Raw genomic sequence first — 11,087 nt, 5'->3', positions numbered from 1 at the left:
GGAGCAGTACGCGGCGCGCGAGCAGCTGCGCCTGGCCGCGCCGGCCCTGCTGGACGTGGCCTTGCCGCTGACGCGCCTGGCCGTGGAGAGCGAGGGCGAGATCAATCCGCGCATCCTGCAGGCCCAGTCAGGGCTGGTGGAAGGGCAGCTGGTAAGCCAGGAAGAGGTGCTCAAGGCGGCCGCCAAGCTGTATGGCCGCGGCGACGTGGCGCGCGTGGAGACGGAAGTGGTCGACGCGGGCGAACAGCGCACGGTGAGCATCAAGGCCGTCGAGGCGCCGTGGGCCAGCAACCGCCTGCGCGTGGGCCTGGAACTGGCCAGCGATTTCAGGGACAGCAATAATTTTGCATTGAAACTGCTGCATGTGCGCTCGAACCTGAACAGCTGGGGCGGCGAGTTGCGCAGCACGGCGCAGATCGGCAATGAGCGCGGCTATGGGGTGCAGTTCTGGCAGCCGCTGGGCGCCGGCAACCCGTGGTATATCGCGCCGCAGCTGCAGTACACCTCGTCGGCGATGGATTTGTTCGACAAGGGCCGGCGCAGCTCCCGCGTGGCCTATAACGGCCAGGCAGCTGCGCTGGTGCTGGGGCGCCAGTTCGGTACCTGGGGCGATCTGCAGTTTGGCATCTCGCGCACGGAGGTCAAGGCCAAGCTGGCGATTCCGGCCGACCCCACGCAGCCGGAATCGCGCGCGCTGGGCACCACGCAGTTCGTGCAGTTTCGCGTCGATACGCTCGATTCGCCGGGCTTCCCCACGCGCGGCACCTTGCTGGACGCAACCTGGACGCGGGCCCTGACCACGGGAACGGACGATGCCGCCCTGGGCCGCTCGTCCATCACGGCGCTGAAGGCGTTCAGCAGCGGCAACTGGGCCGGCCATGTGTACGGCGAATGGGCGCGTGCGCAGCGGGGCGAGGCGCCGCTCAACCTGGGCGGCTTCCTGCGCCTGTCCGGCACGGAATTTGAATCGGTGAGCGGGCGCAGTATCGCCCTGGCGCGTCTGGTGATGGCACGCCGCATCGGCTCCCTGCCCAGCACCCTGGGCGGCGTGGTGCGGGCCGGCTTTTCGCTGGAAATGGGCGGCGGCTTCGACCAGAGCGACCGCTGGAAAGCCAGCAAGTTCACGCAGGCGGGCAGCGCTTTCATCTCCGTCGATACGCGCTTCGGCCCCGTCTACATGGCGTCGGGCGCCACCAAGGGCGGCGAGAGCACCTTCTATCTGTTCCTGGGGCCTGTCTGGTAACTGGCGGTCGGTGCCGCCGCCGATGCGCCGCGGCGCAAGGCCGTGAAGGCGGCAAACTCCCATGAACGGAAACCCAGCAGCAGGGTAAAGCCGTCGCGCTCCTGCGGCGCCAGGCGGCGGTCGCCCTGGTGCAGGCGCGCCAGCTCCTCGGCCAGCTGGCGGATCTTTTGCACCAGTTCCTGCGCGCTCGACAGCGACAGCCGCGCCGGGATGCACATCAGGGTTTCGCCGGCGCCGTCAAAATGCCCGCTGAAATAGTCGGCCACCACATGTTCGCGGAAATACTGCTGCACCGGGCCGTCGGCCAGCCAGTGAAAGGCGTTCGAGACGCGCAGGCTGTAGCGGTTCAGCGGCTTGAGTTCGATCAAGCCCAGCCGGTCCAGTTCGGCCAGGTAGCCGATGCATTCGGCCTGCGTCAGCGCATACGTTTCCACCACTTGCTCCATGCTCCAGTGGCCAAGGCAGCAGATCGCCACCAGCAGCAGACGGGGATGGGCGATCAGCGATTTTTCCTGCACCAGCGTCAGCGTGTCGGCATGCGGCGTGATGTCGGCCGCGCCGCGCAGCACGTCTTCCATGGCGATGCCCGAGGCCTTGCAAATCAGGGCCAGGCGCGACAGCGACATGTCGTGCTGCCCGAACATGCGCTTGACGCTCGATTCGCTCATGGCGATGCGTTCGGCCAGTACCTTGTAGGTAATGCCGGCGGCGCGCAATTGCGTGCGCAGCACGCGTAAAACCAGTTCGGGCGAGCTCACGATAATTCCCTTCTTGCAAGTTTGGTGGCGGATGACGGTACCGAATGTAGCCCGGAATGGCACTTTGCACAAGCAGATGGTACTTCTCAGCAAAAGCGATGACACTCCTGCAGGTGGCGCCAGAGCGTGGTTCACGCAGCGCGCTACAACCAGGCAATCCATCCACTTGTAGAGGTTATCCATGTCCTTCAAATTTCAATTTCCAGTGGCGCTGCTGGCGCTGGCCGCCATCGCTCCCCTGCATGCCACGGCCGCCGAGCCTGCGCCGGGTCCCTTCTATGCGGGCGCCAGCTATGGCTTTCGCGCCAGCAGCGACCTCGATTGCGTGCCCGCACAAGGCGATTGCGACAAAAGCAGCAAGCGCAACGGCAAGGCATACGTGGGTTACAGTTTCAACGCGCTGCCGTTTCAGGGCGGCGTGGCCCTGCCTTCGGTTGAACTGGTGGGGTACACGGGCGGCGAGGTCAAGTCCGGCTTCGACACGGGCGCCGGCAAGCGCGCTGGCCGCGGCAAATTCACGGGCCTGGGCGTGCAAGGGGTGCTCGGCTACCAGTTCGACGCCTTTACCCTGAGCGGGCGCGTTGGCGCCGCCTACACGCAGGGCAAGGTCGATTATCTGGCTGGCGGTTCGGACAAGAAGAGCAAGATCGGCCTGACCTATGGCATCGGCACGGCGTATGCGCTGAACCAGAACTGGTCGCTGCACCTGGACTGGGACCGCGTGCCGGTCAAGTACAACGGCAGCCAGACGGCCAGGGTCGACATGTTTTCGCTGGGCGCGTCCTACCGTTTTTAAGGGGATGATGCCGCGGCACACAGTGGCCTGATGGCGGACGCCCTTGAACGGGGTGTCCGCGGGCGGCCTGGCATGAATATGTCCGGATCAGTCTTTGACGTCGACCTTCATCAGCAGCTTTGCCAGCAGGCGCTTTTCCTGCTGGCGCTGGCCTGAGACGGTTTTCACGTGCGCTCCGGCGCTGCGCTGCAGGGCGGCAGCGGCGACCGGGTTGCGCGGTTTTTGCGAGGGCTCGACGCGGAACTGCATCTTCTGCCGCGTCGCCAATGCCTTGTTTGCCATCGGTTTCCCCCTTCCTGATTACAGCACGTAGCGCGACAGGTCCTCGTTGACCGACAACGCTTCCAGGCGCTCATTGACGTAAGCCGCATCGATCACCAGCAGGTTTTCCGTGCTGCTGCTGTTTTCGCTGGCCGTGAACGACACTTCTTCCAGCAGCTTCTCCATCACCGTATGCAGGCGGCGCGCGCCGATGTTTTCCGTGCGCTCGTTGACGGCATAGGCGATTTCCGCCAGGCGCGTGATGCCTTCCGGGGCGAAGCGCAATGTCAGGTTTTCCGTCGCCAGCAAGGCTTCGTACTGCATCGTCAGGCAGGCGTCGGTGCTGGTGAGGATGCGCTCGAAGTCCGCGATCGACAGCGATTCGAGTTCCACGCGGATGGGGAAGCGTCCCTGCAGTTCCGGGATCAGGTCCGACGGCTTCGACAGGTGGAAGGCGCCCGAGGCGATGAACAGGATGTGGTCAGTGCGTATCATGCCGTACTTGGTGTTGACGGTGGTGCCTTCGACCAGCGGCAGCAGGTCGCGCTGCACGCCTGCGCGCGAGACGTCGGCGCCGCCCGCTTCCGAACGCGAGGCGATCTTGTCGATTTCATCGAGGAAGACGATGCCGTTCTGCTCCACGTTCTGGATGGCTTTCTGCTTGAGCTCTTCGTCGTTCACCAGCTTGGCCGCTTCTTCCTCGACCAGCAGTTTCAACGCTTCGCGGATCTTGACCTTGCGCGCCTTCTTGCGCTGCGCGCCGACGCCGGAAAACATGGACTTGATCTGCTCCGTCATTTCTTCCATGCCCGGCGGCGCCATGATTTCCATCTGCGCGCCCGCGTCGGCCAGCTCGATCTCGATTTCCTTGTCATCGAGTTCGCCCTGGCGCAAGCGCTTGCGGAAAGTCTGGCGCGTGCTGTCGCCGCTGCCGCTGTCCACGGCCGCCGCCGTATTCGCGGTGAAGCCGAAATCGCGCGCCGGCGGCACGAGAATGTCGATGATGCGGTCTTCGGCCGCGTCTTCGGCGCGGGCGCGCACTTTTTTCATTTCCAGCGCGCGCGTCTGCTTGATGCCGATGTCGATCAGGTCGCGGATGATGGTGTCGACGTCGCGTCCCACATAGCCCACTTCCGTGAACTTGGTCGCTTCGATCTTGATGAACGGCGCTTCGGCCAGCTTGGCCAGGCGGCGCGCGATTTCCGTCTTGCCGACGCCCGTGGGGCCGATCATCAGGATATTCTTGGGCGTGATTTCATGGCGCAGGGGCTCGGCCACCTGCTGGCGGCGCCAGCGGTTGCGCAAGGCGATGGCGACGGCGCGCTTGGCCTTGGCCTGGCCCACCACGTGCTTGTCGAGTTCGGTGACGATTTCCGACGGGGTCATGTTCATGATCATAATGGCTTTCTATTCTTTGCTCAGGCGTGCCTGGACTCAGTCCAAGGTCTCGATGATGTGGGACATATTCGTGTAAATGCACAGTTCGGCGGCGATGGTCAGCGATTTCTTGACCACTTCAGCCGGCGACAGTTCCGTGTTTTCCTGCAGCGCCTTGGCGGCGGACTGGGCGAAGGTGCCGCCCGAGCCGATGGCGCCAATGCCGTCTTCCGGTTCCAGCACGTCGCCATTGCCGGTGATGACCAGGGTCGATTCGCTGTCGGCCACCAGCAGCATCGCTTCCAGGCGGCGCAGCACGCGGTCGGTGCGCCAGTCCTTGGCCAGTTCGACGGAGGCGCGCAGCAGGTTGCCCTGGTGTTTTTCCAGCTTGCCTTCAAAGCGGTCGAGCAGGGTGAAGGCATCGGCGGTGCCGCCGGCAAAGCCGACCAGGACTTTGCCCTGGTACAGCTTGCGCACTTTGCGGGCCGTGCCCTTCATGACGATGTTGCCGAGCGTTACCTGGCCGTCGCCGCCCAAGGCGACTTGCTTGCCGCGCCGGACGCAGAGGATGGTGGTGCCGTGAAATTGTTCCATAGTGACCTCAAAAGATTCGTGCCGATGCGTGCAAAGCCATGCGCTTGCGCGCCCATGTCTCAAAAGTGGGGATGGAAAAGGCAATTGCAAGCGCCACTTGCCGCCGCCGGGCCCGCTTTCAGTGTAGTCGGCGCGGGACGAAAAAAAAGCACGCAACCGAAGGATGCATGCTTTTTTTTGTCACGCGCGCGCGGCCGCCGGGGCGGCTGCGCGCGGGCACGGCGATCAGTCGCCGTAGAGTTTTTGCTTCAGTTCGCGGCGTTGCTGGGCTTCCAGCGACAGGGTGGCGGTAGGACGGGCGATCAGGCGGGGGATGCCGATCGGCTCGCCCGTTTCTTCGCACCAGCCATAGTCGCCGGCGTCGATGCTGGCGATCGATTGCTGGACTTTTTTCAGCAATTTACGTTCGCGGTCGCGCGTGCGCAGTTCCAGCGCATGCTCTTCCTCGATGGTGGCGCGGTCGGCCGGGTCCGGTACCAGCACGGTTTCGCGCAGGTGTTCCGTGGTTTCGCCGGCGTTTTTCAACAGATCTTTTTCAAGCTGTTGCAAACGTGCCTTGAAGAATGCCAGTTGTGCCGGATTCATGTAGTCATCGTCGCTCATGGCGCGAATTTGTTCTTCGCTGATGAGAGGGATGTCTTGGTTGGTGGCCGGGGTCGATTTATTAGTTTTGGTCATAACTTCGCTTACCTTCGATACGACAGAGTTTTCAAATTGATCAGTTGCTGCGGCGACGCCGAGCAACTGTACAGGTTCCGCTAGGCATTGCTGTCCCGCTGTACTGCGTGCGACCTTGGCTTGCCGGCGGCGGCCAGGACTACCGGCCGGCTACATTTGCCATGTTGATAACTTTTTACCGCTATATGCCAGCCGCGCTATGACCGCGTCGACCTGCGTGTTGGGTGGATCGGTTGCATGCCTGGCATGCGGCCAGCGGCAGTTTGCCAGCATTTCATGACAGGCGAACGACATGGGCCGTTTTCGTCGCTGATTTTGGCACGCTTTGCCTTATATTGCCATCCCGATTTGTTGACGAGCCGATCAGAGACGGCCACTTGTTGGTTTATGCCAGCAAGATGTGTGTCAGACAGCGGGAAAGCGTGCTTAACTTTCCCTTTTGTTTCTGCTTTGCAACGGGTACTTCGCAAAACCCGGCTAGTTTATACCAAACATTGTTCGAGTCCGCGAATAAAAATGTCTTTTGGTAGATTCTTGCCAATAAATACCATTTTGCTGCCACGCACCTCGTTCTCGCCCCATTTGGCGCCCAGGTCGCTGCCCATCAGCTGGTGCACGCCCTGGAACACCACCTTGCGCTCGGCGCCCTGCATCAGCAGCACGCCCTTGTAGCGCAGCATGCGCGGGCCATACACTTGCACCAGGCCGCCCAGGAACTCGTCGAGCTTGGCGCTGTCGAATGGTTGCGTGCTCTTGAAAACAAAGGCGGCGATGTCGTCGCTATGCTGCGCATGGTGGTGGTTGGCATGGCCGCAATCGGTGGCGCAGGCGTCGGTGTGCTCATGCTCATGCGCTTGCTCGTGCTCATGGCCATGCTCGTGCGCATGGTCGTGATCGTGCACATGCGCCGTTTCGGTGGCGAGGAAATCCGGGTCCAGTTCCAGCTTCTCGTTCAAATTAAAACCGCGGATGTCGAGCACCTCGGCCAGCGGCGCGCGGCCGAAATCGACCTTGCCGATGGGCGCGCGCGGGTTGATGCGTTTCAGGCGGCGCGTCAGGGCGGCCACCTCGTCTTCACTGACCAGATCGGTTTTCGACAGCAGCAGCTTGTCGGCAAAGCCCACCTGCCGCTGGGCTTCCTCGTATTCGTCCAGTTGCTTCATGGCATGGCGGGCATCGACCACCGTCAGGATAGCGTCGAGCATGTAATGGCTGCCCACTTCCTCGTCGACAAAGAAAGTTTGCGCCACGGGGCCGGGATTGGCCAGGCCCGTCGTTTCGATGACGACGCGGTCGAACGCCAGCAAGCCGGCGTCGCGCTTGCGCGCCAGTTCCGTCAAGCCCACGATCAGGTCGCCGCGCACGGTGCAGCAGATGCAGCCGTTGTTCATCTCGATGATGTGCTCGTTGCTGTCCTGCACCAGGATCTCGTTGTCGATGTTTTCCTGGCCAAACTCATTTTCAATCACGGCGATGCGCATGCCATGCTCTTCCTGCAATATGCGGTTGAGCAAGGTGGTTTTGCCGGCGCCGAGGAAACCGGTGAGGATGGTGGTGGGGATCAGTGCCATGGGAATGCCTATGCTGTAGTCGGTGGTGCCGCCGCGCTAGCGGCCGAATGCGGACGATTATGCCGGAATTTTGCAAAAGCTTGCAAATGGGCGCCGAAGCGCTTGATTTGGATCAGGCCGGCAAACGGGGATGCCCGGGCGGGCTGGTGATTACTTGGCCTTGGCGCGCGGATGTGCCTGGTCATACACGTGCGCCAGGTGCTGAAAATCGAGGGCCGTGTAGACCTGGGTCGAGGTGATGCTGGAGTGGCCCAGCATTTCCTGCACGGCGCGCAGGTCGCCTGACGATTGCAGCACGTGCGAGGCAAACGAGTGGCGCAGCACGTGCGGGTGCACGTTGGCGGGAATCTCCGTGGCCAGCGCGTGCGCCTTCAGGCGCAGCTGCAGCACGCGCGGCGAGATGCGCGTGCCGCGCGTGCTGAGGAACAGGGCGGCGCTGCCATCGGCGGCCGGCGGACGCACGGCCAGCCAGGTACTCAGGGCCACGAGCGCGGCCTTGCCGACCGGCACCTTGCGCATCTTGCTGCCCTTGCCCGTGACGACGACTTCGAAGCTGGCCATGTCGAGCCAGCCCAGCGAGGCGTCTTGGCCGTTTTTCGCCTTGCAGTAATGGGTATCGAGGCTGGTCAGTTCGGAGACGCGCAAGCCGCTCGAGTACAGCAGTTCGAACATGGCGCGGTTGCACAGCTGTTCCGGTTCGGCACCGCCTTGCTGGTGTTGCGCCGGCGCCACGAGGCGCACGGCATCGTCTACCGACAGGGCTTTCGGCAAGGTCTTGGCCCGCTTGGGCGCGCGGATGCCGTCGACGGGATTGGCGTCGAGCGGCGTTTCACCGCTGAGCCAATTGAAGAAACCGCGCCACGACGACAGCTTGCGGGCGATCGAGCGCGGGTCCAGGCCGCCGCCGTGCAGCTTGGCCGTGTAGCGCCGCACTTCATTGTGCGCCAGCGTTGTCCAGGGCGTAGTGCCGCTGAGTGCCAGCAATTCGCGCAGGTCGCGGCCATAGGCATCGATGGTGTGCGGCGACAGCTTGCGCTGCGTGGCCAGCTGCGCCAGGTAGGCGTCCAGCCAGTCAGCCTTGCCGCGTGCGTCGCTCATGGCGTTTTCAGGCAGGCGAGCCGGCGCGCAGGGCGGCCAGCGCGGCGCTGGCCGTGGCGCCGATATGCACGAGGAAGTCGGTGCCCATGCTGGCGGTAAAACGTTCGCTGTCGGGCGAGCCCAGCACCAGCAGGCCGAAGGTGCCGGTGGTGTTCGGCGCGCGCAGGGCGATCATGACGGTCGATTCGATCTTGTCCGCCTGCAGCCAGTGCACGGCTTCGAAATCGCGGTTGCTGCCGCAATACGGCGCTTGCAGGCTGTTGGCGAACATGCGCACATCGGCCGTGACATCTTCCGTGAACCAGCCGTTGGCATGTTCCGGCAGCACTTGCCACAGGCGCAGGCTGACGCACGGCACGTCGAAATTGCTTTGCAGGGCATCGACCAGCACGCGCGGCATGTCGGCATCGTTGCGCACTTGCAGCATGGCCTGGTTCCAGCCGTGGAACTTGCTGGCGATGTCGCCATTTTCCTCGGCCAGGCGGCTCAGCTTGGACATGCGCAGTTCCAGCGCCTTGTACTTGTCGCGCATCACTTCCATCTGCCGCTCCTGCAGCGAGATGGTGCGTCCCGTCAGCGGGCTGCTCAGCTTGACCTCGCCGAGCAGCGCGGTGTGCTCCGCAAAGAAATTCGGATGCTCGCTCAGATACTGGGCGACGGTGCTGGAATCGAGTGTGGCGGTCATTGATGGCTTCTGAAGGTAAAAGATGAACGCTTAATTCTAACCGAGAGTGCCGCGCCATAGGCGCAAAGGGCGCGTTGCCCGTGCATTTTCCGCGCGCCCATGAAAAAAGCGGCATGGTTGCCCATGCCGCCTGTTCTTCGCTGGTCAGCCTGCCCCCGTGATGGGGACAGGCGCGGCCATTAGAAGTTGTGGTGTACGCCCAGACCGATGTAGGTCTTCGACACAGCGTCCTTGCGGTTCGAGATGTCCGCGTACAGGTAGGTGCGCTTCGACAGGTTGTAGTCGTAGCCCAGCGATGCCTGCTTGGTCTTGGTCACGCCGTCCGGCGTTTTCTGACCGTAGCCAGCGCGAACCTTGCCTGGGCCGACGTCGTAGTTGGCGCCGATCAGCCATGCCTTGGTGTCGGTATTGACCAGCTTGAAGTTGCTGTCATCCTGATGCTGGTACGAGGCCATCAGTTTCAATTCCGTGATCGGATTGAACGATGCCGCAACCGACCACAGCTTGGCTTCCAGGGCATTGCGCTCGTAGGCGGCCATGGCGGCGAATTGCGTGTTGGTGTAGGTGGCCGAAACCGAATATGGATTCGAGTCCGGTGTGGCATTGGCCGGGACGGCGCGGTTGCCTGCCGTGGCTGCGACGGCGGCGTTGCCATTGGCTTCCTTGGCGGCGACGGTGGCATTGATCTGGAAGCCGCTGAACACTGGCGAATTGTAGAACACGGCGTTCGAGAAGCGGTTACGCGAGTTGCCTGGCGCGCTCAGCGGGTCGCTGCTGTAGGCAGCCACGGTCAGATCGGTCTGGAAGCCGGCCGGCGTTGGCATGCCCGACCATGGTTCGAAGCCGGTGCTCGATTCCTGGAAGGCGGTCAGGCCACGGCCCAGGCGCACGGTACCGAAGTCGCCTTGCAGGCCGACGCGGCTTTGGCCCTGGAACAGCGGACGGGCATTGCTTTCCAGCGTGCCGGTATCGGATTCATAGCGGATTTCCAGTTGGAAGATGGCTTTCAGGCCATTGCCCAGATCTTCCGTACCCTTGAAGCCCAGTTTGTTGTTGTCGCGCTTGGTGACCTTGGTGGTTTCACCAGTCGTCTTGCCCAGGCCAGCATCAATCGTGCCGTAGATTTGAACGGATGACTGCGCTTGTGCGGTTGCGGCGAAGGCGCCGAAGAGAGCGAGGGCAACGAGTGATTTTTTCATGTCTTATTCCCTATTAAAAGTGAGTTCCGTCCGAGATCCGAGCAGATTGAAAGGCGCCAGATGCCGCGTTTCGATGAATGAACCTTAATTCCTCGGCGTGCCGGGCGTGTGGGATTGGTCAAATATGCGTGAAAAGATTGGTGGAAAGCGTGATAAATCCATGGCCCTGTTGTATTTTCGTAACGCGCGATTGCGGTGCGCCGGGCGCCGCCAGCGCCTTTTTCCCCCTGACTTTTCCATTCGAGACGCACTATGTTGGCGCGGCTGGGGCCGGCGATTGTTGCGTTGAATCAAGATCTTGCGTGGGCAGTGGCAGATTTGTGACACAAGGACGGTACACTATGGACATGGCCGGGCAATCGGCCTGGAGACTACACACTATTAGAATCATTGACTCAATATCGAGAATCGATGGCAAATCGCGAAATACTAGGATTGATCAAGGGGGCGCGTGCGGGTGACGTTGCCTGTCAGCTGGCGCTGGGAAGAGTGTATCTGTTTGGCCAGGGCGTGCCGCAAAGCTTGCCCACGGCCTTGCATTGGCTGGCCCGGGCGGCGCAGGAAGACAGCGAGGAAGCGTGCATGCTGATCGGCACGTATGTGCCGTTCGAGGTGGCGCAACCGGCCGCCACGGCGTTGCTGCCCTATTATGAACAGGCATTTGACGCGGGCCTGGTGCAAGCCGGCCTGGTGCTGGCGCAACTGGTGCTGGGCAATGCCGTCAACAGCTGCGTCGCCCTGCGCGCCAAGGCGCACGCGGCACTGGAAGCGGCGGCACGCGCCGGCTTGCCCGATGCGCAGTGGCTGCTGGCGCGGCAAGCGGGCCT

Annotated in this window: 10 protein-coding genes and 2 pseudogenes; 3 read left to right on the top strand and 9 right to left on the bottom strand. The window is 62.7% G+C overall.

The annotated features are described in order from the left end of the window. Window positions 1-1,243: pseudogene (locus tag JaAD80_RS19305) on the top strand (patatin domain-containing protein); the annotation flags it as partial. On the opposite strand, the gene JaAD80_RS19300 reads toward JaAD80_RS19305, so the two are convergent. Further along, a complete protein-coding gene (locus tag JaAD80_RS19300) occupies window positions 1,216-2,001 on the bottom strand; it encodes a helix-turn-helix transcriptional regulator (protein WP_258003090.1) in 786 nt (261 codons plus the stop codon). The pseudogene JaAD80_RS19305 and the gene JaAD80_RS19300 sit on opposite strands and share 28 nt — an antisense overlap. Window positions 2,002-2,182: 181 nt before the next feature. On the opposite strand from JaAD80_RS19300, the gene JaAD80_RS19295 reads away from it, so the two are divergent. After that, entirely contained in the window at window positions 2,183-2,797 is a 615-nt protein-coding gene (locus tag JaAD80_RS19295; protein WP_102296415.1) for an outer membrane protein, read from the top strand. 87 nt (window positions 2,798-2,884) lie between these two features. Here JaAD80_RS19295 and JaAD80_RS19290 read toward each other — a convergent pair whose 3' ends face one another. The 8 genes from JaAD80_RS19290 to JaAD80_RS19255 all read right to left on the bottom strand — a co-directional run bounded on the left by JaAD80_RS19290 (window position 2,885) and on the right by JaAD80_RS19255 (window position 10,260). Continuing rightward, on the bottom strand, window positions 2,885-3,079 hold the full coding sequence (locus JaAD80_RS19290) for a hypothetical protein (RefSeq protein ID WP_102296413.1): 195 nt from the start codon (window positions 3,077-3,079) through the stop codon (window positions 2,885-2,887). A gap of 18 nt (window positions 3,080-3,097) precedes the next feature. Next, window positions 3,098-4,450 carry an ATP-dependent protease ATPase subunit HslU gene (gene hslU, locus JaAD80_RS19285; protein ID WP_102296417.1) on the bottom strand — a complete coding sequence of 451 codons (1,353 nt, stop codon included), beginning with the start codon at window positions 4,448-4,450 and terminating at the stop codon, window positions 3,098-3,100. A gap of 42 nt (window positions 4,451-4,492) precedes the next feature. After that, window positions 4,493-5,029 (bottom strand): ATP-dependent protease subunit HslV, encoded by a 537-nt coding sequence (gene hslV, locus JaAD80_RS19280; RefSeq protein ID WP_102296412.1) that lies wholly within the window; start codon window positions 5,027-5,029, stop codon window positions 4,493-4,495. Between the two features lie 225 nt (window positions 5,030-5,254). Continuing rightward, a complete protein-coding gene (dksA, locus tag JaAD80_RS19275; RefSeq protein WP_102296410.1) occupies window positions 5,255-5,707 on the bottom strand; it encodes an RNA polymerase-binding protein DksA in 453 nt (150 codons plus the stop codon). Between the two features lie 482 nt (window positions 5,708-6,189). Further along, window positions 6,190-7,278, bottom strand: a complete 1,089-nt coding sequence (locus tag JaAD80_RS19270; RefSeq protein ID WP_102296409.1) for a GTP-binding protein — start codon at window positions 7,276-7,278, stop codon at window positions 6,190-6,192. 150 nt (window positions 7,279-7,428) lie between these two features. Further along, entirely contained in the window at window positions 7,429-8,376 is a 948-nt protein-coding gene (locus JaAD80_RS19265; protein WP_102296407.1) for a tyrosine recombinase XerC, read from the bottom strand. A 7-nt stretch (window positions 8,377-8,383) separates the two neighbouring features. Further along, window positions 8,384-9,061: a DUF484 family protein gene (locus JaAD80_RS19260; protein ID WP_102296405.1), complete on the bottom strand. Its 678-nt coding sequence runs from the start codon at window positions 9,059-9,061 to the stop codon at window positions 8,384-8,386. Window positions 9,062-9,240: 179 nt separating this feature from the next. Further along, window positions 9,241-10,260, bottom strand: a complete 1,020-nt coding sequence (locus JaAD80_RS19255; protein ID WP_102296403.1) for a porin — start codon at window positions 10,258-10,260, stop codon at window positions 9,241-9,243. 411 nt (window positions 10,261-10,671) lie between these two features. Here JaAD80_RS19255 and JaAD80_RS19250 point away from each other — a divergent pair. Then, window positions 10,672-11,087, top strand: a pseudogene (locus JaAD80_RS19250) (sel1 repeat family protein); the annotation flags it as partial.

This window comes from Janthinobacterium sp. AD80 (genome assembly GCF_002878455.1).
Classification (GTDB): Bacteria; Pseudomonadota; Gammaproteobacteria; order Burkholderiales; family Burkholderiaceae_D; genus Janthinobacterium.
The sequence above is the reverse complement of the archived record's forward strand: the minus strand, read 5'-3'. Positions and strand labels throughout refer to the sequence as shown.